The 24,371-nt window shown below is 66.0% G+C and carries 27 protein-coding genes, 1 tRNA gene and 1 pseudogene; 15 read left to right on the forward strand and 14 right to left on the reverse strand.

Translation table 11 applies throughout. From position 1 onward, the window contains the following. Positions 1 to 10: 10 nt before the first annotated feature. From U1700_RS01480 to U1700_RS01495, 4 genes are read left to right on the forward strand one after another with little or no spacing between them, the layout of a single operon-like run. Positions 11 to 721 (forward strand): CoA transferase subunit A, encoded by a 711-nt coding sequence (locus U1700_RS01480; RefSeq protein WP_332749524.1) that lies wholly within the window; start codon positions 11 to 13, stop codon positions 719 to 721. Beyond that, positions 721 to 1,041, forward strand: a complete 321-nt coding sequence (locus U1700_RS01485) for a DUF5076 domain-containing protein (RefSeq protein ID WP_332749526.1) — start codon at positions 721 to 723, stop codon at positions 1,039 to 1,041. The genes U1700_RS01480 and U1700_RS01485 overlap by 1 nt, the downstream gene beginning before the upstream one ends. After that, positions 1,041 to 1,676, forward strand: a complete 636-nt coding sequence (locus U1700_RS01490; protein WP_332749528.1) for a 3-oxoacid CoA-transferase subunit B — start codon at positions 1,041 to 1,043, stop codon at positions 1,674 to 1,676. Before U1700_RS01485 ends, U1700_RS01490 begins: the two co-directional genes overlap by 1 nt. Further along, on the forward strand, positions 1,636 to 2,367 hold the full coding sequence (locus U1700_RS01495) for a glutathione S-transferase family protein (protein ID WP_443025866.1): 732 nt from the start codon (positions 1,636 to 1,638) through the stop codon (positions 2,365 to 2,367). Before U1700_RS01490 ends, U1700_RS01495 begins: the two co-directional genes overlap by 41 nt. Here U1700_RS01495 and U1700_RS01500 read toward each other — a convergent pair. Both U1700_RS01500 and U1700_RS01505 read right to left on the reverse strand, forming a co-directional pair. Beyond that, positions 2,364 to 3,680, reverse strand: coding sequence for a L,D-transpeptidase family protein (locus U1700_RS01500; RefSeq protein WP_332749531.1), 1,317 nt, complete (start codon positions 3,678 to 3,680; stop codon positions 2,364 to 2,366). The two genes, U1700_RS01495 and U1700_RS01500, sit on opposite strands and share 4 nt — an antisense overlap. Positions 3,681 to 3,696: 16 nt before the next feature. Then, the gene (locus tag U1700_RS01505) at positions 3,697 to 4,284 is read right to left on the reverse strand and encodes a YMGG-like glycine zipper-containing protein (protein WP_332749533.1); all 588 of its coding nucleotides are present in this window, start codon (positions 4,282 to 4,284) and stop codon (positions 3,697 to 3,699) included. Positions 4,285 to 4,467: 183 nt separating this feature from the next. Between U1700_RS01505 and aat the strand changes: the two genes are divergently transcribed. Beyond that, entirely contained in the window at positions 4,468 to 5,223 is a 756-nt protein-coding gene (gene aat / locus U1700_RS01510; RefSeq protein WP_332749534.1) for a leucyl/phenylalanyl-tRNA--protein transferase, read from the forward strand. 35 nt (positions 5,224 to 5,258) lie between these two features. Here the strand turns inward: aat and U1700_RS01515 are convergent. The 5 genes and pseudogenes from U1700_RS01515 to U1700_RS01535 all read right to left on the reverse strand — a co-directional run. Continuing rightward, positions 5,259 to 5,630 (reverse strand): annotated as a pseudogene (locus tag U1700_RS01515) (DUF2155 domain-containing protein); the annotation flags it as partial. A 2-nt stretch (positions 5,631 to 5,632) separates the two neighbouring features. Continuing rightward, the gene (locus U1700_RS01520) at positions 5,633 to 6,022 is read right to left on the reverse strand and encodes an NADH:ubiquinone oxidoreductase subunit NDUFA12 (protein WP_332749536.1); all 390 of its coding nucleotides are present in this window, start codon (positions 6,020 to 6,022) and stop codon (positions 5,633 to 5,635) included. Between the two features lie 52 nt (positions 6,023 to 6,074). Continuing rightward, positions 6,075 to 6,437, reverse strand: coding sequence for a DUF192 domain-containing protein (locus tag U1700_RS01525; RefSeq protein WP_332749538.1), 363 nt, complete (start codon positions 6,435 to 6,437; stop codon positions 6,075 to 6,077). Positions 6,438 to 6,541: 104 nt separating this feature from the next. After that, positions 6,542 to 7,114, reverse strand: coding sequence for a cold-shock protein (locus U1700_RS01530; RefSeq protein WP_332749540.1), 573 nt, complete (start codon positions 7,112 to 7,114; stop codon positions 6,542 to 6,544). A 71-nt stretch (positions 7,115 to 7,185) separates the two neighbouring features. Continuing rightward, positions 7,186 to 7,734, reverse strand: coding sequence for a regulatory protein RecX (locus tag U1700_RS01535; protein WP_332749542.1), 549 nt, complete (start codon positions 7,732 to 7,734; stop codon positions 7,186 to 7,188). 156 nt (positions 7,735 to 7,890) lie between these two features. Between U1700_RS01535 and U1700_RS01540 the strand changes: the two genes are divergently transcribed. From U1700_RS01540 to U1700_RS01565, 6 genes are all read left to right on the forward strand, one after another. Next, complete coding sequence (locus tag U1700_RS01540) at positions 7,891 to 9,645, forward strand: fatty acyl-AMP ligase (protein ID WP_332749543.1); 1,755 nt, start codon at positions 7,891 to 7,893, stop codon at positions 9,643 to 9,645. Between the two features lie 112 nt (positions 9,646 to 9,757). Further along, positions 9,758 to 9,833: transfer RNA gene (locus U1700_RS01545), tRNA-Trp, on the forward strand. A 127-nt stretch (positions 9,834 to 9,960) separates the two neighbouring features. Continuing rightward, a complete protein-coding gene (gene secE, locus U1700_RS01550) occupies positions 9,961 to 10,161 on the forward strand; it encodes a preprotein translocase subunit SecE (RefSeq protein ID WP_332749545.1) in 201 nt (66 codons plus the stop codon). 21 nt (positions 10,162 to 10,182) lie between these two features. Beyond that, positions 10,183 to 10,722, forward strand: coding sequence for a transcription termination/antitermination protein NusG (nusG, locus tag U1700_RS01555; RefSeq protein WP_332749547.1), 540 nt, complete (start codon positions 10,183 to 10,185; stop codon positions 10,720 to 10,722). A 2-nt stretch (positions 10,723 to 10,724) separates the two neighbouring features. Beyond that, positions 10,725 to 11,051, forward strand: coding sequence for a DUF6481 family protein (locus U1700_RS01560; protein WP_332749548.1), 327 nt, complete (start codon positions 10,725 to 10,727; stop codon positions 11,049 to 11,051). Between the two features lie 119 nt (positions 11,052 to 11,170). Next, the gene (locus U1700_RS01565; protein ID WP_332749550.1) at positions 11,171 to 11,854 is read left to right on the forward strand and encodes a spermidine synthase; all 684 of its coding nucleotides are present in this window, start codon (positions 11,171 to 11,173) and stop codon (positions 11,852 to 11,854) included. 121 nt (positions 11,855 to 11,975) lie between these two features. Here the strand turns inward: U1700_RS01565 and U1700_RS01570 are convergent, their stop codons facing one another. The 3 genes from U1700_RS01570 to U1700_RS01580 form a co-directional block, all read right to left on the reverse strand. Continuing rightward, positions 11,976 to 12,632 carry a hypothetical protein gene (locus U1700_RS01570; RefSeq protein WP_332749551.1) on the reverse strand — a complete coding sequence of 219 codons (657 nt, stop codon included), beginning with the start codon at positions 12,630 to 12,632 and terminating at the stop codon, positions 11,976 to 11,978. Between the two features lie 98 nt (positions 12,633 to 12,730). Continuing rightward, the gene (locus U1700_RS01575) at positions 12,731 to 14,086 is read right to left on the reverse strand and encodes a PQQ-dependent sugar dehydrogenase (protein ID WP_332749553.1); all 1,356 of its coding nucleotides are present in this window, start codon (positions 14,084 to 14,086) and stop codon (positions 12,731 to 12,733) included. Beyond that, positions 14,083 to 14,595, reverse strand: coding sequence for a DUF2231 domain-containing protein (locus tag U1700_RS01580; protein WP_332749555.1), 513 nt, complete (start codon positions 14,593 to 14,595; stop codon positions 14,083 to 14,085). The genes U1700_RS01575 and U1700_RS01580 overlap by 4 nt, the downstream gene beginning before the upstream one ends. Before the next feature lie 145 nt (positions 14,596 to 14,740). Here U1700_RS01580 and ppc point away from each other — a divergent pair, with 145 nt between their 5' ends. The 4 genes from ppc to rplA all read left to right on the forward strand — a co-directional run bounded on the left by ppc (position 14,741) and on the right by rplA (position 20,267). Next, positions 14,741 to 17,422 (forward strand): phosphoenolpyruvate carboxylase, encoded by a 2,682-nt coding sequence (gene ppc, locus U1700_RS01585; RefSeq protein WP_332749556.1) that lies wholly within the window; start codon positions 14,741 to 14,743, stop codon positions 17,420 to 17,422. An 18-nt stretch (positions 17,423 to 17,440) separates the two neighbouring features. Next, on the forward strand, positions 17,441 to 19,009 hold the full coding sequence (locus U1700_RS01590) for a sensor histidine kinase (protein WP_332749557.1): 1,569 nt from the start codon (positions 17,441 to 17,443) through the stop codon (positions 19,007 to 19,009). Positions 19,010 to 19,132: 123 nt separating this feature from the next. Next, positions 19,133 to 19,564 carry a 50S ribosomal protein L11 gene (rplK, locus tag U1700_RS01595; protein ID WP_332749558.1) on the forward strand — a complete coding sequence of 144 codons (432 nt, stop codon included), beginning with the start codon at positions 19,133 to 19,135 and terminating at the stop codon, positions 19,562 to 19,564. Between the two features lie 4 nt (positions 19,565 to 19,568). Further along, the gene (gene rplA, locus U1700_RS01600; RefSeq protein WP_332749560.1) at positions 19,569 to 20,267 is read left to right on the forward strand and encodes a 50S ribosomal protein L1; all 699 of its coding nucleotides are present in this window, start codon (positions 19,569 to 19,571) and stop codon (positions 20,265 to 20,267) included. 222 nt (positions 20,268 to 20,489) lie between these two features. On the opposite strand, the gene U1700_RS01605 is transcribed toward rplA, so the two are convergent. The 4 genes from U1700_RS01605 to U1700_RS01620 form a co-directional block, all read right to left on the reverse strand. Beyond that, entirely contained in the window at positions 20,490 to 20,927 is a 438-nt protein-coding gene (locus U1700_RS01605) for a DUF411 domain-containing protein (protein WP_332749562.1), read from the reverse strand. Positions 20,928 to 20,946: 19 nt separating this feature from the next. Beyond that, positions 20,947 to 21,492: a hypothetical protein gene (locus tag U1700_RS01610; RefSeq protein WP_332749564.1), complete on the reverse strand. Its 546-nt coding sequence runs from the start codon at positions 21,490 to 21,492 to the stop codon at positions 20,947 to 20,949. Positions 21,493 to 21,605: 113 nt separating this feature from the next. Further along, positions 21,606 to 23,546: a CocE/NonD family hydrolase gene (locus tag U1700_RS01615; RefSeq protein WP_332749565.1), complete on the reverse strand. Its 1,941-nt coding sequence runs from the start codon at positions 23,544 to 23,546 to the stop codon at positions 21,606 to 21,608. Positions 23,547 to 23,603: 57 nt separating this feature from the next. Next, the gene (locus U1700_RS01620) at positions 23,604 to 24,350 is read right to left on the reverse strand and encodes an energy transducer TonB family protein (RefSeq protein ID WP_332749567.1); all 747 of its coding nucleotides are present in this window, start codon (positions 24,348 to 24,350) and stop codon (positions 23,604 to 23,606) included. Positions 24,351 to 24,371 lie beyond the last annotated feature (21 nt).

Raw genomic sequence — 24,371 nt, forward strand, 5'->3', positions numbered from 1 at the left:
AGGACCGCGCATGGCCCAGAAAATCTACGACACCGCCGCTGCGGCACTACAGGGCGTCTTGTTCGACGGGATGACCATTGCCGCTGGCGGGTTTGGCCTGTCGGGCATCCCCGAGCGGCTGATTGACGCGATCGTGGCGAGCGGGGTCAAGGACCTCACCATCGCCAGCAACAACGCCGGGATCGACGGCGAGGGGCTCGGCAAGCTGCTCCGCACGCGTCAGGTGAAAAAGATGATCTCGTCCTACGTCGGCGAGAATAAGGAATTCGAGCGGCAATATCTGTCGGGCGAGCTTGAGGTCGAATTCTGCCCGCAGGGGACCCTCGCCGAACGCATGCGCGCAGGCGGCGCGGGCATCCCGGGCTTCTACACCAAGACCGGGGTCGGCACGAAGGTCGCCGAGGGCAAGGAGGCCAAGTCGTTCGACGGCGAGGAGTATATCCTCGAGCGCGGTATCGTCGCCGACTTGGCGATCATCAAAGGCTGGAAGGCCGATGAGGTGGGCAACCTGGTGTTCCGCAAGACCGCGCGCAATTTCAATCAGCCGGCAGCGACCTGCGGAAAGATGTGCATCGCCGAGGTCGAGGAGATTGTCGCGGTGGGCAGCCTTGACCCCGACTGCATCCATTTGCCCTCGATCTACATCAACCGCCTCGTCAACGGCGCGCCCTACGAAAAGAAGATCGAATTCATGACGACCCGCGAGAGGGAGGCTGTTTGATGTTCAGCTTCCTTCGATCGGGTAAGGGCCACCCAGGCGAAATCTTATTGAGGCCGTCTTTTCCTAACCTGACCGATGATGCGTTTGAGGTGGCTCGCTTTTGGGTCGACAAGGACCGGTCGTTTGTTGCTGTCGGCTATCCAGAAGGGTGGCAGCCCGAGCTTTTGGGCTCGATATTGGTCGAGAGCATTCACACCGCCGCAGTCGCCTTTTCGGCCCAGACAGGAATGTCTGAAGATGAAGCACTGCAACGGATTTTTGACGGCTTCGACATCGAACGTGCGAACTTAGTTTCAGATCAAGCAGGGATGCCTAGTTAATGTCTTGGGACCGCAACCAGATGGCGGCCCGCGCCGCGCGCGAGTTGAAGGATGGCTATTACGTCAACCTCGGCATCGGTATTCCGACGCTCGTCGCCAACAACATCCCCGACGGGATGACGGTCACGCTGCAGTCCGAAAATGGCATGCTCGGGATTGGCCCCTTCCCCTACCCCGATGAAGTCGACGCCGACCTCATCAACGCCGGCAAGCAGACCATCAGCGAATTGCCATCCTCGAGCTATTTCTCCTCGGCCGATAGCTTCGCGATGATCCGCGGCGGGCATATCGACCTGACCGTATTGGGCGCGATGGAAGTTTCCGAAGACGGCGACATCGCCAACTGGATGATCCCGGGCAAGATGATCAAGGGCATGGGCGGGGCGATGGATTTGGTCGCCGGGGTAAAGCGGATCATCGTCGTCATGGAGCACACCGCCAAGGACGGCTCGCCGAAATTCATTCCCGCCTGCACCCTGCCGCTGACCGGCAGGAATGTCGTCGACATGATCGTCACCGACCTCGCGGTGTTCGAACGGCCCAACCACGGATCGCCGTTCAGGCTGGTCGAATGCGCCCCGGGGGTGACGGCCGATGCCGTCGCCAGGAAAACCACCGCGCATTACGTCGCGTGAGGCGGCAGTGAAGCTGGTCACCGCCAATCGCAATTACTCGAGCTGGTCGCTTCGCCCGTGGCTGCTGATGAAGATGCTCGACCTGCCGTTCGAGGATCAGCGGATCGAATTTTCGAAGCCCGACAATCATGATGATTTTCGTGAGTTCAGTCCCAATGGCAAGGTTCCGCTGCTAGTCGATGGCGAGCGGCGGGTCTGGGACAGTCTGGCGATTTCGCTCTATCTCGCCGACCGCCACGACGGGGTATTCCCGACCGACGCCGACGCCCGCGCCTGGACCCAGTGCGTCAGTGCCGAAATGCATTCAGGGTTTTCGGCGCTGCGGGGCGACTGCACGATGAATGTCGGCACGCGAGTAAGGCGCGGCCCCGGCTCCCTTGCCCTCGCCCGCGACATCGCGCGCATCTTCGAGATTTTCGAGGAGGGGCTGTCCCGGTTTGGCGGGCCGTTTCTGGCGGGAAAATCCTTCACCCTCGCCGATGCGTTCTTCGCCCCCGTCGTTTATCGGATCCGCACCTTCGGGATCACGGTCGGCCCGCTCGGGGCGGCGTGGGTCGATCGCATGCTGGCGCTGCCGCCGATGCTAGAATGGGAAGAGCAGGCGCTGGCCGAGACTTGGCGCGAGGCGAGTCACGAGGCCGAACTCGCCGCTGCCGGATCGATCATCGCCGACTTCAGGCAGAAAGACTAGCGCACAGCGACCCGCGCCGCGGCCACATTGTCGCGGCCGTAGAAATCGTCGCGATAGGCGATCTGGCCGTTCTCCGGCGCGGCGGTCAGGTAGGTGACGTAGACCGGCACCGGATGGGGGATCGCGACCTTCTGTTCGGGCTTCTTCGACGTCGTCGTGAGCGGTTTGCCGTATAGCCATCTACCCAGCCGAGCCGCCGCCTGCAGCCGGATGCAGCCACCGCTTTTCTGCCGCGCCGGGGCGGCGAACAGACTCTTGTCGTCCGTGTCGTGGAGGTAGATCCCCATGTCATTGGGAAACATGAACTTCATTTTGCCCATGCTGTTGTCGGGCCCGGGCAGCTGGCGCATACGGATGTCGGGCATCTTGCCGTCGACCACCGCCTGCCAGTCGATCGTTTTGGGGTCGATTCGCTTGGCATTGTCGCCCCAGTCGCTGAGGACTTCATAGCGGGCGCGAGTGAGATAGCCGACGCCTTCGCTGACCACATGCGGCGCGAGCCGGGTCGCGGCAAGATCGGGCGGGGCGTTCCAGTAGGGGTTGAGGATGGCGAAGCGGATCATCCCCGCAAGCATCGGGGTGGGATTGTCGGTCCGCCCGACAACGACCCGCATCGAGTCCTTCACCATGCCGTTTTCAACCATGTAGAGCCGCGCGGCGGCAGCATCGACCATGACGTAGCGCCCGGGGTGAAGCGCGCTCGGCAGGACCTTGGCACGCTCCATGTTGATCCGCAGCCGCTGCACGTCGCGCGGGTCACTGGTTTCGCGCAACGCAGCGCGCAGCGGGGCATAAGCGGCGTTCATCCATGGCATGGCGTCGAGGAAAGCCGACAGCGACGGCGCACGAACGGCGGCGTCGAGGAGGAGTTGCGTGCTCGGCGCGGGTGGAACTGCGGCAGTATCGGCAAACTTCATCTCGCTCCAGCGCACGGTGCGCATGTCGCGAACGACCGCGGCAAAGGTCTGCGATAAAGCGAAATCGGCGCGGGTGAGGTCGCGGGGATTGCCGCCATAAGCAGCGCGCACCATGCCTTCCAGACTGCGGATGCGATAGGAATCTGGATCGAGCCCATCGGTCTGGAGGCTGCGGACCAGCTCGATCAGCTGGTTCGCCTCGGGGCGGAGCTGGCCGTCCTGGATCCATAATGACCGTTGCGAATGCGCCTGCCACTGGGCGACGTCGCCCTGCGCCAGTCGAAAGCTGCTCGCGGTGCGAGCAAAACTCGTCGCCGGGGTTAGCACAAGCACCAGCCCCGCCGCGCCAAACAGGGCGCGGCGGGTCAGGCGAATGAAACGACTCACAACGGCCATCGGCTTTCCTCGTCGACTAGCCGCGTTCGCCGCGCGCCGGGGCTGACGGCGGCGGTGCATAGGTCGGCGCTGGTGCGGGCGCCGACTGATAGCCCTGCGGCGCACCGGGGTAATATTGGCCGTTCTCGACATAGCCATCGGGCTGGCCATCGCCATTCTTATCGGCCCACACCGCGCCGGTAACGCCGCCGACCGCAGCCCCGATCGCGGCGCCGGTCAGGACGCTGACGCCCGGAATGACGGCTCCGGCCACCGCGCCAAGCACTGCTCCGCCGATGGCGCCGGTAGCGACGCGGCGAAGCGTCGAGTCATAGCTTTGCGGCGTCCCGCTGTAATATTGGCCGTTCTGGACGTAGCCATCGACATAACCGTCATTGTTACGGTCGGCCCACACGGCGTTGGCGATCCCGCCGATCGCAGCACCCGCCAGCGCGCCTTCGGCAACGCTGACCCCGGGCACGACTGCACCGAGCGCCGCGCCGCCAGCCGCGCCATAAGCAGCGCCGGTGGCAAGGTTGCCCGCTGTGCGATTGTCGCCAGTGGTAGCGCACGCGGACAGGGCGACTGTGCCGGCCATCAGCGCGGCGATCATCGATTTGGTCATGGTCATTCTCCCTTGTTTCGTTGCAGCGACCTTGGCGCGGGACGCAGCCCCGGCGCGGCGCAAAAGGCCACGATCCAAGAAACGACCCCCCTGCTCGATCGTTCCGCTAGTGGTCCCAGCCTGAACAGGGGGTGATCCAGGATCGGCGTGACGAATGGGCGCAACGCTTGCTACAGTCGTGCGATGACTGCCACGCTCGATCCCCGGCTGTTGCTGCGTGGCTATGCCGCCGGGACCTTCCCGATGTCCGACAGCCGCGCGGCCAGCGACGTCTTCTGGGTCGAGCCGCGTAGCAGGGCAATCCTGCCGATCGACCGGTTTCGCCTGTCGCGGTCGCTTGCCCGGCGCGTGCGGTCGAAGCGGTTCAGCGTAACCGTCGACCAGGCATTCGGCGAGGTGCTGCGCCACTGTGCGGCGCGCGAGGAAACGTGGATCAACGAGCCGATCGAGCGCGCGACGCTGGGGCTCCATTCCACCGGCCATGCCCATTCGGTCGAGGTGTGGGAGGGGGACGAGCTGGTCGGCGGGCTGTATGGCGTAAAGCTGGGCCGCGCCTTCTTTGGCGAAAGCATGTTCTCAACCGCGACCGACGCATCGAAGGTAGCGCTGGCGTGGCTTGTCGCACGGCTCAGGGTCGGCGGCTTCACCCTGCTCGACTGCCAGTTCATGACCGCCCACCTCGCCTCGCTTGGCGCAGTCAGCGTCTCGCGCCACCGCTACGTGCGGTTACTCGGGGTGGCGCTGGGGTCGGGAGTCGCCGGAGCAGGTTCGAGCGGTTCGGCAGCGACCGGCGCGGACGGCGGCGACGAGGCATTGCCAGCGGACTTTTTCGCGCTCGACGGCTTGCTCGACGATCGATCGACGGGCGCGGAGGTTTCCGGCGCCGCAACCGGCGCGCCGGGCCAGCTCATCGTGCAGCTTTTGGGCCATACGTCGTAAAGCGGGTTCTCGACGACGTTGAGCGACGGCGATTCCTTGTACAGCCAGCCCGAAAAGACTCGCCGCCATTCCTTGCTCGGCTGTTCGATATCGAGCTGGAGGAAAGCCCCCGTCAGTGGCGGGCTTTCCCAAGGCGCGGTCGTCTCGCACGCGCGCAGTCGCACGATGACATCGCGCAGTCGGAGCGCCTCGCCGGGCTTCATCGTCAGGTTGCGGACGATGCCGTTGCGCTTGTTGAGCAGGCCGATGACCGCGACCCGCTCGGCCATCGGGGTCTCGCCGACATTCTGCAGGACCGCGCCCTTGCGGGCATTGACGATCGGGCCCGTGACTTCATTCTGCTTGGCGCGATCGCAGCCCGCAAGCAGCAGGCCGAGCGCGGCCATCGTCAGGGCGGTACGGCGCATGCCTATTCCGGGGTCCACGCCTGGTAATCGCCCGTTGCGGCGGGGCGGACGCCGTCCCGGCCAAGCGATCCACCGGGGCGATAGGCAGCAAAAGTCCCCGTCTGATTGATCGAGGCGGGCTGCTCGAACGGGCGGCGCGGGGGCAGTTCGCGCTCGGGCAGATCGTCGATCGTGCTTTTAAGCCACGCCTGCCACCCTGGCGGAACGATGCTGCCGTCATTGTTTCCGGCATACATCACCCACCGACGGCGCGGATCGCGCTTGTGCTGGAAATAGCTGTTGCCGGCATCGTCCTTGCCGACCGCGCTGCCGTGGCGGTGCGAGAAGATCGCGGTGCCGAAGGTCGCCCCGTTCCACCAGGTCGCGCGAAAGAAATTGCGGATCAGTCCCATGGCGCCGCCTTTGCCGTGTTCCACGCGCTTGCGCAACCAGAGCGCATCGCCGTCAATGCGGCCAGCTGACCTTGTCGCCGGCGCGAATGCCAAGCTCGCCCGACCGTCCGCCGGCGAGTTCGAGGACCGCCGTCACGGGGCCCACCGAGGGGATCAGCGACAGGTTCATCGGCTGGGCATTGACCGCAATATTGGCAATCGTTCCGTCACTGCGAACGAAGAGGAGGTCGAGCGGGATCAGCGTGTCCTTCATCCAAAAGGTCGCATTGGTCGGCTGCGCAAAGGGGAAGATCATCCCGTGATCGGGGGCCAAGCTTTGTCGGTTCATCAGGCCATATTCCTGCTGCGCCGGGGTCGCCGCAATTTCAACGGTGAAGCGGTGCGTGCCGTTGGCGCTTGCAACCGTCAGTGGCACCTGCGCCAGTCCCGACGGAGCCGTGGCCGCAACCGGGGTCGCCAGGCTGGCGCTAGGCTGGCACGCGGCGAGAGCAAGTCCCAGCCCGAGCGACAGCGCGGCGACTAGTCCGCGTCGCGAAGCTCCACTGCGGTCCGGCCCTTGGTCCCCTCGGCGACTCGCGCCTGGAGCCGGTCCAGCGGTTGCAGGTCGACCAGGCCCGCCCGCCGCACCGTTTCCATGTGGACGAAGATGTCCCCCGGCGTGCCCTCCGGCTCGACCAGAAAACCGAAGCCCTTGACGCGATTGAACCATTTGACCTCCACCGACAGAAACGGTCCGGCCGCGTCGGCAAGTGCGTCGCGATCGGCCCGGTCGGCGGCAGGAATGGCCGGACGCGGCGCCGAGGGCAAGGCCGTTGACAGGTCTATCTCGCTGATTTTGATCGCCTGCAGCCCGCGCGACTGGACCGCGCATTCACATTCGATGGTCGCACCTTCGGGCAAAGAGCGGCGTCCATGATCTTTCAGCACACTGAAATGAATGAGGACGTCGCCCTCGCAATCGTCGCTGACAAGGAAGCCGAAACCACGCGTGGCGTCGAACCATTTGACCCGGCCGCGAATGACCATGCCGCTAGGCTCTGGCGAGACATCGTCGGGTCGATCGTCATCCGCCATTGCTGAATCAGGCCCCACCACACCAACTCGTTCCACAGCCGAAAGCATAGCCTACCTTCTAGTGTCTGCAAACCGACATATAGTTTAATCTAGCGCAACTCCGCAAGATAGCTGTGGTCGATACGGTGTCCCGGCGACATCTCCACGATGGCCCGCGAAAGCGCCAGCGGGTGACCGCCACGAAGCATCGCGCCGATCGCCTTCTGCCTCGCTATGGGATCCAATGGCGTGGTTGCAAAGGGTCCGATCCGCCGCCGCTTCGCCAGCCGCAACGCCGCCTCGACCCGTCCCTCCTGCGCCGCTTCCATCGCTCCGCCGCGATCGTCTTCGTCAATATGCGCAATGTGGAGCGATTGTTCGACCCTCCGCGCGCCATAGCCGCGCCCCCCCAAAACCCGCGCTTTCGACAGTGCATAGGCCGCGTCGTCGATGTAGCCGAGCCGTGCCAGCCGGTCGGCGATGTCAGCCAATGGCGGGTCGCCTTCCCCTTCCCACCCGCGCTCGCGCAGCTTGCGGCGCAGATAGTCGACCAGCTTGCCGCGCGACGTGGCGAAGCGCCCGACATAGGCTAATGCCAGCTCGTCGAGCTTCGCCGCGCCAACGGGTGGGCGGGGCCGGTGACCGTTTCGGGGCGGCATGACGCCTTGTTTGTGCCACAGTCACTTTCCATTCACCATAGCGGGAGCCGAAGCTGTTCCCGCGCTGGTTTGCGCCGGCCAAGATCCAGCGGCATGGGCAATGCGCCAGTGCCGATCAAAGGCTGGCCCCGAAGCCCGCCAGAGACAGGAATGCACGTGAGCAAAGTCGACACTCTTTCGCCGCCGGGCGCCACGCCGACCCTCGACGCCCACCCGCGGCGCATTTCCGACTTCACCACGCTGCAGGACGCGCTCGATTATGCTGCGCAGGGCAGTCGCGGGATGAATTTCCACGATGCCCGTGGGACGCTGCTGCGCGCTTACCCCTATGCCGAACTTCGCACCGACGCGATCGCCATGGCGCGCCGCTTCGTGGCGCTCGGGCTGGTCAAGGACGACCGGCTGGCGCTGGTGGCCGAGACCGGTCCGGAATTTGCCGCCTGCTTCTTCGGCGCGGTACTGGCCGGGCTATGGCCGGTGCCGCTGCCGCTGCCGACCAGCTTTGGCGGGCGTGAGGCCTATGTCGATCAATTGAAGGTCATGCTGACCAGCAGCGATCCCAAGCTGTTCCTCTTCCCTGCCGAATTCGCCGACTTCGCCAATGCTGCTGGCATTGCGGTCGGCGTCCCCGGGCGCGAATGGGAAGGACTGGTCGATGTCGTCGTCGACGAGCATTGCGCGCTGCCGCCGGGCAACCCCGACGAGATCGCCTATCTCCAATATTCGAGCGGATCGACCCGCTTTCCGCACGGCGTCGCGGTCACTCATCGTGCGCTGCTCGACAATCTTCGCTCGCATGGCATCGGGCTCGCGATGTGCGACACCGACCGGGTGATCAGTTGGCTACCATGGTATCATGACATGGGGCTGGTCGGCTGCATGCTGTCGCCGCTCGCCAACCAATTATCGGTCGATTACCAGAGAACCGAGGATTTCGCCCGCCGCCCACTGGCGTGGCTCGAACTGATCAGCCGCAATCCGGGCACCTCGGTCAGCTATTCGCCGACCTTCGGCTATGACATTTGCGCGCGGCGACTGTCGTCGATCACCAAGGTCGAGGATCGCTTCGACCTGTCGCGCTGGCGGATCGCGGGCAACGGCGCCGACATGATCCGCCCTGACGTGATGCAATCGTTCGTCGACGGCTTCGCCAATGCCGGGTTCAAGGCGAGCGCTTTCTGCCCAAGCTATGGCCTCGCCGAAGCGACCCTCGCCGTCTCGCTGATGCCGCCGGGCGAAGGAATCCGCCTCGAACTGGTCGAGGAAAGCGAATTGTCGGGGGTCGGCACTCCGGCGCAAGAGCGCCCGCGTCGCTATCGCGCGATCGTCAATTGCGGGAAAGCCGTCGAGGGAATGGAGTTGCAGATCCGCGACGACACCGGCGCAATCCTGCCGGACCGCGGCATCGGCAAAGTCTATTGCCGCGGTACCAGCGTCATGGTCGGCTATTTTCGTGACCAGGAATCGACCGATGCCTGCCTTACCCCCGACGGCTGGCTCGACACCGGCGACATGGGTTATTTGTCCAGTGAATACATCTTCATCGTCGGCCGGGCGAAGGACATGATCATCATCAACGGCCGCAACCACTGGCCGCAGGATATTGAATGGGCGGTCGAGCAATTGCCCGGGTTCAAGTCGGGCGACATTGCCGCCTTCGCCATCACTGGGCCGTCGGGCGAGGAAACCCCCGCCGTGCTGGTCCATTGCCGTACCAGCGACGCCGGCGAGCGCAGTCGGTTGCGCGACGACATCCGCGAGCGGGTGCGGGCGATCACCGGCATTTCCCCGGTGGTCGAACTCATCCCCCCGCGCAGCTTGCCGCGCACCTCGTCTGGCAAGCTGAGCCGGACCAAGGCGCGCAACCTCTACCTTTCGGGCGAGATCCAGCCGTTCGACGTCGCCGCCTGATTTTCCTGTCCTATTTCCGTCGTGCGTGAGACAAGCACTGACCGACACGCGGGACAAGCACCACCCAACGCCCTTGCCCCCAATTTTTTGTGAGGGTAGGGGGGCGGGGCCTAGGGGTATAGCTCAGTTGGTAGAGCATCGGTCTCCAAAACCGAGGGTCGTGGGTTCGAGTCCCCCTGCCCCTGCCAGGCCGCCGCATGCTTGAAGCGTGTCGCTAATCGCGCTACATGCGGTGCAACGAGGTCTGGCGGGCACCCCCCGCGGACCTCTTTTTTCTATCTGTTTTTCCACGCCAACAAAGTGAGTGACGAAAAGGTGGCTAAAGTCTCCCCCGGCGAATTCTTCCGTCAGGTTCGCGCCGAAGGAAGCAAGGTCGTCTGGCCGAGCCGCCGCGAGACCGTCACCACCGGCATCATGGTCGCGCTGCTGACCAGCATCCTGGCCGTCTTCTTCTTCGGGGTCGACGCGATGTTCAGCACGATCGTCCAGTTCCTCCTCGGCCTTCTGGCCAAGTAACCGACAAAAGAGCGACCAAATATGTCCCGCTGGTATATCATTCACGCCTATTCGGGCTTCGAGAACAAGGTCCGCGATTCGATCCTGGCCGAGGCCAATCGCCTGGGTCTGGCCAACCAGGTCGAAGCCGTCGAAGTGCCGACCGAAAAGGTCACCGAGGTTCGCCGCGGCAAGAAAGTCACCAGCGACCGCAAGTTCTTCCCGGGCTATGTGCTGGCCAAGCTGGGCATGAGCGATCAGGTTTATCACTTGGTCAAGAACACGCCCAAGGTCACCGGCTTCCTGGGCCCGAACGGCAAGCCGCAGGCGATCACCGAAGCCGAAGCAGCGCGAATCCTCAACACCAAGGAAGAGGCGGCAGCGGCTGCGCCCAAGGCGCGAATCAAGGTCGATTATGAAATCGGCGATTCGGTGAAAGTGCTCGACGGCCCGTTCGCGAGCTTCAACGGCCTGGTCGAGGAACTCGATTTCGACCGCAGCCGGGTCAAGGTCTCGGTCTCGATCTTCGGCCGGGCGACCCCGGTCGAGCTTGAGTTCGAACAGGTCGAGCGGTCGAAATAGTCATGGGTTTCAAGGTCCCCGACTTTACCGAACGCGCCGCGCTGGCCCGCGAGGCGAAGGAACGCGCGCTGGAGAAACTGCGCGCCAAGCCCGCCCCCGATCCCGCCGCGATCGCTGCCAAGGTCGAAGCCGCCGCCGCCAAGCAGGTCGCCGCCGAAGCCAAGCGTGAAGCGCGCCGGGTGGAAATGGCCGAGGTCAAGGCCGCCAAGGAAGCCGCCAAGGCCGAGCGCGAAGCCGCCGAGGCGGCTGCCGCCAAGCCACTGACCGCCGAGGAGCAGAAGGCGATCCGCGACGCGCGCTACGCCGCTCGCAAAGCGCGGAAGCGTTGATGCCGCGCTTCGACCAGCAAGCGCGTTGATGCCGCGCTTCGACCAGCAAGCGCGGAAGCGTTGATCTTTAGCCAAGCGCAAGGCGCGCAGGCGATGATCGCGCGCCTCACAAAAACGCCATGATCCTGCGTGAGCTGGTCGGGACGGCCGAAGTCCCGGGCGGTGCGCCGCTGTCGCTTTATCGCCGCGGCGCCGACTACATGATCTCGCTTGGACGCCACGAGCTGATGAGCACGCGGATGAGCGGGTCCGAAGTCGCGCTGGCGACGATGGCGCTCGAGCGACTGGGCAGCCCCGCCGCCCCCCGCGTGTTGGTCGGCGGTTACGGCATGGGATTCACGCTGCGCGCGCTGCTCGCCGGGGTCGGGCCCGAGGCTGACGTAGTGGTCGCCGAGATCGTCCCCGAGATCATCGACTGGGCGCAGGGGCCGATGCGCGAGATGACCGGCACCTGCCTCGACGACCCGCGCGTGACGCTGCACGTGAGCGACGTCATCCGCGAGATCGACGATGCCGCGCAAGGCATCGAGCCGCGTTACGACGCGATCCTGCTCGACGTCGACAATGGCCCCGACGGCCTGTCGCGCGATGCCAACAACAAGCTTTATACCGGGCGCGGCCTGTCCAATGCGCGCGACGCGCTGGCGCCTGGCGGCGTGCTGGCGATCTGGTCGGCGGCGCCCGATGTCGCCTTCACGACCAAGATGGCGAGCGCCGGGTTCGAGGTCGACGCGGTGCGCGTGAGGGCGCGCGAGAATGGCAAGGGCCCGATCCACATGATCTGGTTTGCGACGGTCAGGTAGGGCTGCCGGTTCGTTGAAGACTGGATTGCTTCGCTTCGCTCGCAAGGACGAAGGTTGACGTGTTTGTGAGGCAATGACCGACGAAGCAGACTGGCTCGTTCTCCCCTCCCCCTCCCTGCCCTCACCCCTCCCCTTGTCGCAAAATCATGTCGCGCATTGCTTTGCGGCGGTGGGCGGAATTGACGATGTCGATGGCGGCCTTGACGCTCATCGAGGGGAGCAGCAGCGGTGGGCGGGTAGGGTCGAGCTTGGCCGGGTCAAGGAACACCAGCGCGGCTTCGTTGAGCGCGGCTTCGAGGCTGAATCCACCGATATCGATCGCTTCGGCCATCGCCGCGGCGAAGGCCGGGTCGCGGTGTTGGCGGCGGAGGATGCTGCTGTGGGCGATGCCGGCGGCGCGGGCGGCGCCGCGGACGTTGGCAGTCTCGCCGAGGTGGGCGAGGAAGATCGCCATCGCCGAGGGTTTTAGCGCGCCGCCGGGGCTTCGGCGAAGCTGCGCCGGGCGGCCGGCGTGGGCGGGGAGATGGACCAGTTCATGCTTGCGGGTGCGGGCGGCGGCAGGATCGGCGAAATGGTCGGGTGCGTCAGGGATGCTCCCGACGTCGAAATCGGCGATCGCGTCGCGGCACATCCGGTCGAAACCGGAATCGCGCGCGCGGCGCTTGTAGATACCCGACTTGGCGAGGCCGACGCGCTCGGCGGACAGGGTGACGTTGCCGGTCTCGACCAGCGCACCGACAAAGGCGGCAAGTTGATGCGGGGAGGTGGGCCGGGGCATCGAGCAGGGTTCGCGAGGAATATCCTACTAGTCAAGCAGCGTGTTTTTGCGGCGTTTCGCTTTGCTACGCCGGTTCGGCACCTTCTTTGCAACAAAAATTAGGGCTTCGTCGGCTCTCTGGCTGCTGCCACCGGCATCGTCGCGGGCGTCACGCGCCACACGGCGTTGCCGACATCGTCCGCGACGAGCAGCGCGCCCGAGCGGTCGATCGCGACGCCGACCGGGCGGCCGAAGGTGTTCTTGTTGTCGGGGGTAAGGAAGCCTGCGACGACATCGACCGGCTTGCCGCTCGGCCGGCCGCCCACGAAGGGGATATAGACGACCTTGTAGCCCGACGGGCTGTAGCGGTCCCAGCTGCCATGTTCGCCGACGAACGCGCCGCCCTGATATTGCGGAAAGAGCGTGCCGGTGTTGAAGGCAAGGCCGAGCGCGGCGACGTGGCTGCCGAGGGCGTAATCGGGCATGATCGCCTTCGCGACGAGGTCGGGGCGGCGGTCCATCGGGGGGATGCGTTCGTCGATGTGTTTGCCCCAATAGCTGTAGGGCCAGCCGTAGAAGCCTCCGTCCTGCACCCGCGTCATATAGTCGGGGACGAGGTTGGAGCCGAGTTCGTCGCGTTCGTTGACGACGACGTAAAGGTCGTTGGTGCCGGGGTAGAAGACCGGGCTGTTGGGATTGCGCAGGCCGCCGGCGAAGACCCGGCTGCGGCCCGTGGCGCGGTCGATTTCCCAGACGGCGGCACGGCCCTTCTCGGCTTCGAACCCGTTTTCGACGATGTTCGAATTGCTGCCGACGGTGGCGTAGAGCCGCTGGCCGTCGGGCGAGAGAACCAGGCTTTTGGTCCAGTGATGATCGATCGGGCCGCCCGGGAGCGGGGTGAGCAGCTTGCCCGGCGCGGTGATGGTCGTGGTGCCGAGCGGCATGGGATAGACCATCACCCCGTCGGTGTTGGCGACGTAGAGGAGGTTGTCGATCCACGCGACCCCGAACGGCGACGAGAGGTGATCGAGCAGGACCGAGGTCATTTCAGGCGTGCCGTCGCCATTGGCGTCGCGGATGAGGGTGATGCGGCTGAGCGGCTTGCCGCCGGGCCCGCTGCTGGCGCCCTTGCGGATGATCTTGAAGGCGAACTGCTTCGGTTTCAGCACGGGCTCGGTGCCGGGGCCGTCGCCCTGGACCGCGAGGACGTCGCCATTGGGGAGCGAATAGACGAAGCGCGGGTGGTTGAGCCCGGTGGCGAGCGCCTTGACGACGAGGCCCGGGGCGACCTTGGGCAGCTCGCCCTGCTTCCAGCCGATACCGGGCGAAATGCCCATCGCCGGGAAGAGGAAATTCTTTGGCTCCGGCAGCGACGGGTTGGGGCCGAGCTGGCTGTTGGCGTCATAGGGCGGATCCTGGCAGGCCGACAGCGAGGCGATCAGCGCGGCGCCGAGGAGGAGGGTCGCGCGGTTCATGCCTGATACTCCGAAGCGTCGGTTTCACGGGTGCGGGCGCGGCGGTCGATCATCGCGCCGATGAAGCCCCCGGCATACAGGACGACCACCGTGGCGAGGCTGAGAAGGATGCCCTGGGGGACGACCGCGACCCAGCCGTCGCGGCTGTGGACGAAGGCGTTGAGCAGGCCGAGCAGCAACGCGAGGATGGTCAGGCCAAAGTGCCAGCCAAAGCCGCGGCGGCCCTTCGGCCCGGTGATCCAGTCGGCGATCCCGGCAAGCACCGCAAAGCCGCCGGTGACGAGCGCGGCGACGATCAGCCAGGTCGAGAAATATTGATATTGGAGGGTGCCGCTCTGCATATAGGCATAGTCGGTGACCAGCGCGAGCGTGAAGAAAGCAGTGGGGAAGCCGCCGAGAAAGCGGTGGACGCCCGAAGCGATCCCGCTGCGGTGAGGTTCGAGCCGGGTCTCGCGCTGGGTTTCGACATAGGGTTCGCCGATCGGCTGATCCTCGACATAGTCCGCCATCGCAACATCCTCTCGTCGTACAGGCGCTCTACGAGCGAACGCGGCGGTCGTTCCGTTGGTCGGCGCGGGATGGCGTGAAACCTTGGATGGCGTGAAACCTTGTCAGCCGCTTGCGTTGGTGGGGGCGGGCGAGCATGGCGCGGCAATGGCGAGCACAGCAGGCAGCATCGAGCAGAACCCCGACATCCGCTATCTCGGGCGGTTGCTGGGCGACGTCATTCGCGAGTTTGGCGGCGAGCCGCTGTTCCGGCGGATCGAATATATCCGCTCGGCCTCGGTCGACCGCCATCGCGGGGTGACTGCGGCCGACGCGGTCGACCCGGGGCTCGACGCGCTGGGGCTCGACGAGACGCTGAGCTTCGTGCGCGGGTTCATGCTGTTCTCGATGCTCGCCAACCTGGCCGAGGACCGGCAGGGCGTGGCGAGCGAGGCCGGCGCAACGCTGGCCGAAGCGGTCGCGGCGCTGGCGGCGGACGGAGTCGACGGGGCACAGGTAATGGCGCTGCTCGAGCGCGCACTGGTCGCGCCTGTGCTGACCGCGCACCCGACCGAAGTGCGGCGCAAGTCGATGCTCGATCATCGCAACCGGATCGCCGAGCTGATGCGGCTGCGCGATGCGGGAGCGGCCGAGACCAGTGATGGCGACCCGGTCGAGGAAGCGCTGATGCGGCAGATCGCGCTGTTGTGGGAAACGCGGCCGCTGCGGCGCGAGAAGCTGTACGTCGCCGACGAGGTGGAGTCGGCGCTGGCGACGATGCGCGAGGTGTTCCTGCCGGTGCTTCCCGCGCTGTATGCGCGGTGGGAGCGGGTGCTGGGCGCGCGCCCGCCGAGTTTCCTGCGGATCGGCAGCTGGATCGGCGGGGACCGCGACGGCAATCCGTTCGTGGTGGCGGATTCGTTGCGGCTGGCGCTGGCGCGGGGCGCCGAGACGGTGATCGACCATTATCTCGACAGCGTCCACGCGCTGGGCGCCGAGCTGTCGATTTCAAGCGAGCTTGCGGGGGTGACACCTGAGCTCAGCGCGCTGGCCGACGTATCGGGTGACGATGGCGTGGCGCGCAGTGACGAGCCCTACCGCCGCGCGCTGACCGGGATTTACGCGCGGCTGGCGGCGACCTTCGAGGGGCTGGTCGGACGCGCCCCGGCACGACCGGCGCGGTTGCGGGCCGAGGCCTATGCCGATGCGGCGGCGTTTCGGGGTGACCTGGCGACGGTCGCGGCGGCGCTGGGCGCCGAGGGCAAGGGGATGCTGGCGGAGGGCGGTCCACTGGGGCGGCTGATCCGCAGCGTCGACACGTTCGGTTTCCACCTCGCAACGCTCGACATGCGCCAGAACAGCGCGGTCCACGAGCGGGTCGTCGCCGAATTGCTCAGCGTGGCCGGGGTCGAGGCGGATTATCTCGGGCTGGACGAAGGCGAGCGGACGGGGTTGCTGCGGCGGTTGCTGGCCGAGCCGCGCGTGCTGGCGAGCCCGTTTGCGACTTATTCGGACGAGACGGCGAGCGAACTGGCGATCGTAAGCGCGGCGGCCGAGGCGCAGGCGCGATACGGCGCGGCGGCGATCACCACTTACGTGATTTCGATGGCGCAAAGCATTTCGGACATGCTGGAAGTGCATCTCCTGTTGAAGGAGGCGGGGCTGTATCGGCCGGGCGAGGTGCCGTCGGCGAGCATCATGGCGGTGCCGTTGTTCGAGACCATCGGTGACCTGGAGGCCGCGCCGGGGATCATGGCCGAGTGGCTGGCGCTGCCCGAAGTCGCCGCGCTGGGGCGGGCGCGAGGCTATCAGGAAGTGATGGTCGGCTATTCGGATTCGAACAAGGACGGCGGGTATCTGACGTCGGTGTGGAGCCTTCACCAGGCGAGCCAGCAGTTGGCGGAGAGCTTTGCCAAGGCCAATGGGGGCGCGGGAATCGGGATGCAGTTGTTCCACGGGCGCGGCGGGGCGGTCGGACGCGGTGGCGGATCGTCATTCGCCGCGATCCGCGCGCAGGCGGCAGGCACGGTCCAAGGACGCATTCGCATCACCGAGCAGGGCGAAGTCATCGCCGCCAAATATGGCACGCCCGAAAGCGCGTCGGCCAATCTTGAGGCGATGGCATCGGCGACGCTGCTCGCCAGTTTGAAGCCGCGCGCGCTGCACAAACGGGCGCGCTTTTCGAACGCGATGAGCAAGATGTCGGCAGCGGCGTTCGGAGCCTATCGCGGGCTGGTGTACGAGACCCCGGGGTTCCGGACCTTCTTTCGCGAAATGACCCCGATCGCCGAGATCGCCGACCTCAAGATCGGGTCGCGCCCGGCGAGCCGCAAGAAATCGGACGCGATCGAGGATCTGCGCGCCATCCCGTGGGTGTTCAGCTGGGCCCAGGCGCGGGTCATGCTGCCGGGCTGGTATGGCGCGGGCGACGGGCTGGCCGCTGGCGACCCGGTGCTGCTGCGCGAGATGATCGAGGAGTGGCCGTTCGTCCAGACGACGCTGGCCAATCTGGAAATGGTGCTGGCGAAATCGGACATGGGGATTGCCGCGCGCTATGCCGCGCTGGTCGAGGACAAGGCTGCGGGCGAGGCGATCTTCGGGCGGATCCGCGATGGCTGGCAGCGGACGCATGATTTGTTGCTGGAGGTCACCGGCCAGTCGCGACTGCTGGAGAAGAACCCGGCGCTCGATGCCTCGATCCGGCTGCGCATGCCCTATATCGAGCCACTCAACCTGCTCCAGATCGAGCTGATCAAGCGCCACCGATCGGGCGAGCGCGACCCGCGTATCAGCGAAGGGATCCAGCTGTCGATCAATGCCATTGCGACGGCGTTGCGCAACAGCGGATAGGGGTAGACAGATGTCCCTATGACGATGCCCGAACAAAGTCCGCTGAGCGTTGCCGGGCAGGAATTGTCGGCGCTGGCGGACAATCTGCCCAATCCGGCGTGGATCGCCTACGCCGACGGATACATCTTCTGGTATAATCGCAAATGGTATGATTACACCGGCACCGAGCCCGTCGACATGGAGGGCTGGGGCTGGGCATCGGTCCATGATCCCACGCAACTGCCCCGCGTCAGCGCGGTGTGGGCAGAGTCGATCGCCAGCGGCAACATGCTTGAGCTGACGTTCCCGTTGCGCGGCGCCGATGGCATTTTTCGCCCCTTCCTGACGCGCGTCGTGCCGATCCGCGACGAAGGCGGAACGGTGGTCCGCTGGTTCGGCACCAATGTCGACATCAGCGCCCAAATCGAGGCCGAGGAACGCATTCGCCAGGCCGAGGCCGACTGGCGCAACCTGTTCGACGAGATGCAGAAGGGGTTCGTCGTGCTCGAGGTCGAGGTGGACAAGGTCGGCAGCGCGGTCGACGCGGTGATCGTCAAGAGCAACAGGCAGTTCGAGCTGCTGACCGGGCTGCCGCCGGGAAAAGCGATGGGATCGAGCCTGACGACGCTGACCGGGGATGCCGCGCCGATGCTGGTCGAAGTATTTGCTCGGGTCGCCACGACCGGGGCGAGCGAGACAATCGAGGCCGAAGTCCCCGCGATGGACCGGGTGTTCGAGATCCGCGCCTATCGCCACGCCGATCGCCAGGTCGCGGCGGTCTATCTGGATATCACGGCGCGTCGTGCAGCCGAGGCCGAGGCCCGGCAGGCGCAGGAAAATCTGCTGCGCGTGTCGCGGCTGAGCGCGATGGGGGCGATGGCATCGACCCTGGCGCACGAGCTCAACCAGCCGATCGGCGCGGCGGCCAATTTCGTCGGCGCGGCGCGCGAGCATCTCAAGCGCAGCGAGACGGTCGACCGCGTGCTGATCGACGGGCTGCTGGCGCAGGGCGGCGAGAGCTGCCTGCGGGCAGGGCGGATCATCCACCACATGCGCGAGTTCACCGCGCACGGGCAGGTCGCCAGCAGGGCGGAGAATATCGCCGTGCTGATGCGACGGGTGGTCGACGATTTTCGCGTCCACCCGGCGGCGCGCGGGATCGACTTTGCGCTCAACATCGAGCGGCACCTGCCGCTGGTGGCGTGCGACCATGTCCAGATCGAACAGGTGCTGCTCAATCTGCTGACCAATTCGGCGCAGGCGATGAGCACGACCGAGACCGAGGCACGATCGATCGCGATCGACGCGCGCACCGTGGGCAAGACGGTGGTGCTTCGCTTCGAGGACAGCGGGCCGGGCTTTGGCGACCGCGACGCCGAGCGATTGTTCGAGCCCTTCTGGTCGACCAAGGACGTCTCGCTGGGGCTTGGCCTGCCGTTGTGCCGGACGATCGTCGAGGCGCATGGCGGGACAATTGCGGGCGAGCCGGGCGAACAGGGCGGGGCTTGCTTTATCGTCACCCTGCCGATCGAGGGTCAGGCATCATCGCCCGGCGGGGGGGTTCCGCCACTGCCGACGCGGGTTGATCGCACGCCCCCGTTGCGCTAGGGGACGCCGCTTCCAGCATCTGGAAACACGCTGCGGGAGGATGGGGTTCGCCCTGTCCGCTTGAACCGCTAAACTTGAACCGGGCCGACGCCCTGGCGTCCGGTCCCCGACAGAGTGAGCCACATGGCAAAGAAGATTACCGGTTATATCAAATTGCAGGTGCCCGCGGGCGCGGCCAACCCGTCGCCGCCGATCGGCCCGGCGCTTGGCCAGCGCGGCGTCAACATCATGGAATTCTGCAAGGCGTTCAACGCCGCCACGCAGGAGCTGGAAAAGGGCATGCCGATCCCCACGGTCATCACCGTGTTCGCCGATCGCAGCTTCTCGTTCGCGACCAAGACGCCCCCCGCCAGCTTCCTGCTGAAGAAGGCCGCCAAGCTGAAGTCGGGCTCCAAGGAGCCGGGCAAGATCTCGGCCGGCACGATCCGGCGCTCACAGGTCGCCGAAATCGCCGAGGCCAAGATGAAGGACCTCAACGCCAACGACATCGAAGCGGCAACGAAGATCATCGAAGGCTCGGCTCGCGCCATGGGCCTTCAGGTCGTGGAGGGTTAAGCACATGACCAAGGTCACCAAGAAGCAGAAGAGCCTCGACGGCAAGGTCGAGCCGATGAAGCTGTACAAGGTCGATGCCGCCATCGAGTTGCTGAAGTCGCTCGCCTCGACCAAGTTCGACGAGACGCTGGAAGTCGCGATCAACCTGGGCGTCGATCCGCGTCACGCCGACCAGATGGTCCGCGGCGTGGTCAACCTGCCCAAGGGTACCGGCAAGGACGTTCGCGTGGCGGTGTTCGCGCGCGGCGCCAAGGCCGACGAAGCGACTGCGGCGGGCGCCGAAGTCGTCGGTGCCGAGGATCTGATGGAAGCGATCCAGGGCGGCAAGACCGACTTCGACCGCGTCATCGCGACCCCCGACATGATGGGCATCGTCGGACGGCTGGGCAAGGTGCTGGGTCCCAAGGGCCTGATGCCGAACCCCAAGCTGGGCACGGTCACGATGGACGTCACCAAGGCGGTCACCGACGCCAAGTCGGGCCAGGTCGAATTCCGCGTCGAGAAGGCCGGGATCATTCATGCCGGCATCGGCAAGGCAAGCTTCCCGGCGGCCGACCTCAAGGCGAACTTCGACGCCTTCGTCGACGCCATCGCCAAGGCCAAGCCGGCCGGCGCCAAGGGCAAATATATCCAGAAGGTCGCGCTCAGCTCGACCATGGGCCCGGGCGTCAAGGTCGATGTGTCGGAGATGGCAGGCGCGTAGGCTTTTCGATCAAAGTGCTACTTTGATCGAGTTTTAGGGAGAGGGGTCGGGGCGCGAGCTTCGGCCCCTTTTTCTATGGGTGGGTTTTGGCTGAAACATTTTCCGCGTAGTTGATCGTCACCCCGGACTTGATCCGGGGCCTGCCTTCTGCCGGAGCAAAGGTCAGGCAGGCCCCGGGTCAAGCCAGGGTTGACGAGTTCGGGAGGGTGGAGCCCGCCCACATCAATGCCGCGCGAACACCGTCGGCTTGCCCGCGCCGAACGCGATGACGTTGTAGTGGGTGGGCGCCATGCCGGCCATTTCCATTCCTGCGGAGCCGCCCGGCATGCCGGTGACGGCGAGGCCGCGGACGCCCCGGGGATGGGTCGCGATAAGGCGCTTCATGTCGGCGATCGGGACATGGCCTTCGAAGCTGTAGCCGTCGATCACTGCGGTGTGGCAGCCGGCGAGCGTCGCGGGGACCCCGGCCGCCGCCTTGAAGCCCGCGCGGTTGGCGTCGTCGATCACGCGGACCTTGCGACCGAACGCGGCCTTGACCTGCATCGCCCATTTCTCGCAGCAGCCGCAGCCGGGGTCGCGGTGCATGACGATGTCGCTGGCGGCGGTGGCGGCAGTGGCGAACAGGGCGAGGCCGGCGGCAATGGCTAGGCGGGATTTCATGGGGGCGATCCTTTTCGTGCTAGTTGGTCGGCATCATGATGTGGGCATAGGGCGTGCCGCCGAACATGACATAGGGTTTCGACGTATCGGGTTTCGCTTCGCGCGAGGGGTAGGGCGACCCTTCGGCGACGGCGGCGTTGAGGATCATCAGGTGCGGGCCGGTGCGGACCCACTTCGCGGCGGGCTTGGTGGCGAACGGATCGGTATTGCTGGCGTCGACCCCGCCGGCGAGCATGTAGGCGAAGCCGATCGTGCTGGGGGTCGGCAGCTTGTGCGCCATCCACGCCATCGCCCAGTGCAGCCCGCCCTTGTCGAAGCACATCGGGTCTGGGCCGGGGGTGGCGGGGTTGTCGGGCATACAGGTCCAGCCGTTGCTGCCCTTGCGCAGCAGCTTGCCGTCACCGGCCATCACCGCGGCCTTGGCGCCGATCGACGCCGGGGCGGCGCTGGTGGCGCTGGCGATCATCAACCCGGCGGAGGTGGGGTGTGCGGCGACGGCAGGGACGGCGGCGAGGGTCAGCGCAGTGATCAGCGCGAGATGTCGTCCGGCGAAATGTACGGGCATGATGCTAGCCTCCGAGGAGTCAGTTGCCGGACAAGGATATGCCTGTTGGGGGGCGGTGGGAAGAGGCTGGTGAGGTGCTAGTCGCCCTCACCATTGCATCGCCGTGGGGGGCGTCAGGGTGTGACGGGCAGTTCGATGAAACTCTGCTGCGGTCCTGCGACCATGATCTTCTGGCGCGCGGCGATATAGTCGGCGGGTTTCGCGAAGAAGATGTTGGGGACGAAGCTCTGCGGATTGCGGTCGTAGAGCGGGAACCAGCTCGACTGGACCTGGACCATGATCCGGTGCCCGGGGAGGAAGACGTGGTTCGCTTGCGGCAGGTCGAAGCGATAGCCGAGCGGGGTGTCGGGGGTCAGCGGCCTGGCCTCGGCGAGCGACTGGCGATAGCGGCCGCGGAAAATGTCCATCGCGATCGGCAGCTGGTAGCCGCTCATCGCGCGGTCGCCGGCGACTTCGTCGGGATAGACGTCGATCAGCTTGATCACCCAGTCGCTGTCGGTCCCGCTGGTCGATGCGGTGAGGTGGACCACGGGAGTGCCGGCGATGGTCAGCGGAGCGGTCAGCACCGGGCCGGTGAAGCTGACTACATCGGGACGGGTGGCGACGTTGCGCTGGTCGCTGGTCAGCCATGCCTTCCAGTGATCATCGTCATAGCCGGACGCGCGGGTTGGGCGCGGGACGTAGGTCACCGGATGCGCCGGGTCCGACGTATAGTCGGCGGTCTGGGCGGGGGCTCCAGTGGCTGGGACGAAGCCGAGCGCGCCGTCGGGGGCGAGGTAGAGGTTGCGTGACGGCGAGGCACTCCCCTCCCCTGCGGTCGGCCAGCGTGCCAGCCGCTGCCAGCGATTGGTGCCCGACTGGAAGGCGGTGACCGGGGCGACGTCCATCGGCGTGCCCTTGAGATAATGGGCAAGGAACGGGGCGAGCACGTCGCGCCGCCACGCCTTCGACGTGTCCTGGTCCCACTGGATCGCGCCGGTATTGCGGCCTTGGTCGATCCCCTGGCCATGATACCAGGGGCCGAGCGTCAGATAGACCTGGTCGCCGGTCATGTCCTTCGGCTTGAGCGCGCGATAGACGGCAGGGGCGCCGTAAATATCCTCCGCATCCCACAACGAGCCGACGATCATCATCGGCACCTTGAGCGGCTGTCCGGCAAGGATCTTGTCCATCGCCTGGCTCTGCCAGAAGCTATCATAGGCGGGATGGGCAGTGATCTGGCGCCAGAAGCCGACCTGGTCGAGCCCGTGCTGGCGGCCAAGTTCCCCGGCCGATCCGGCGCGCATGAAATTGTCGTAAGTGTCGTAGCTGCTCCACGCGAAATTGACGCTGTTGTCGCGGGTCGCTTCCTGCTCGAAGATGTAGTCGATGCCAGCCTGGCGGAAGGCGCCGTTGTGGAACCAGTCGTCGCCGCGCCAGCCGTCGACCATCGGGTTCATCGGCACCGATACTTTCAGCGCAGGGTGCGGGTTGATCGTCGCGACGAGCGGTTCATAGCCGTCATAGCTGATCCCGATGATGCCGACCTTGCCGTTGCTTTCGGGGGTGTGCTTCACCAGCCAGTCGATGGTGTCATAGGCGTCGGTCGAATCGTCGACTTTGGTCGGGTTGAGCGGATTGCCGACCAGCGGCCGGTTCATCACGTACGTGCCCTTCGAGCCATATTTGCCGCGAATGTCCTGGACGACGCGGATGTAGCCGCCGTCGACGATCGTATCGACCGCATTGTCATAGCCATCGAGCACTGCGGCCAGATTGCCGCTGTGCCCGCGGCTGGTCATGCCGTTGGCGTCGTAAGGGGTGCGAGTGAGCAGAATCGGCGCTCCGGCAGCGCCCTTGGGCACCAGGATGACGGTGTGGAGTGTGACCCCGTCGCGCATCGGGATTTCGGCGGTGCGGCGAGTGTATCCCCAGTCGGCGGTGGGGACGGTCGCCGTTGCGGGGGTGTCGTTATAGTCGGCCGGGCGGGGCGGCTTGGCGGCGGGGGCCGATGCCGAAGCGGCGAGCAGCGCGATGGTAAGTACGGCGCTCAAGGCAATGCGGTGCGTGGTCATGGTCAGTTCCCCTTGTCGGGGCGAACCTAGCGTTTGCGCAGACGCTGTCCAGCCGGGTCAGAAAACCTGCATATAGGCCGACTTGGCGACATAAGGCCGCCCATCGACGTGGCGCGCGGGTTCGTAGCGAAAGCGCTGGGTCGCGACCTGGCAGACGAGCGCGTCGAGCCCGGCGCTGCCGCTCGACTGGCGGACCGAGCAGCCGGTGATGCTGCCGTCGAGTTGCACGGTGAAGATGATCAGGACGCGTGCGCCGGGAGGCAATGGTTCGACCAGCGCCCGGGGGAAGCCGCGCGGGTTGAGCGGGCGGAACAGCGGACGCGGGTGGGTGCCGGTGCCGTCGTCGCCGTCTCCGCCCGCGCCATTGCCATTGCCTCCGCCGCCGGTGCCCGATCCGGTGCCGCCCGCGCCGGTGCCGGTGCCGGCGGTCGAGGCGCCTTGCGACGGGGCGGCGCCGGTGCCGGCCTTGGGTGCGACGGCGACGGTGCGCGGGACAGGGATGACGACGCGCGGCTTGGGCAGCACGATGGGGGTTGCCTCGGCCTTTTTGGCCGGGGGGGCAGCGGCTTTCGGCTTGGCCGAGGCGGGGTTGGGCTTTGGTTTCGGCTTAAGCGGCGGCGGCTGGACTTCGGGCGGAGGCGGAGGGACCTCGCGGACGTCGAACACTTTGAGGCTGTCCTGCAACGCCGCCGGGGTCAGGTGCCCCGCCATGCCGAGCAGCATGAACGCCAGCCCGACATGGACCGCGACCACCGCGATGATCGGCCCGGCGCGGTCGCGCGGCGAAAGGTCCCCTGAATACACCGCCGTTGAACGAAGCGCGCT

It is taken from the genome of Sphingomonas sp. RB1R13 (genome assembly GCF_036663775.1).
Classification (GTDB): Bacteria; Pseudomonadota; Alphaproteobacteria; order Sphingomonadales; family Sphingomonadaceae; genus Sphingomicrobium.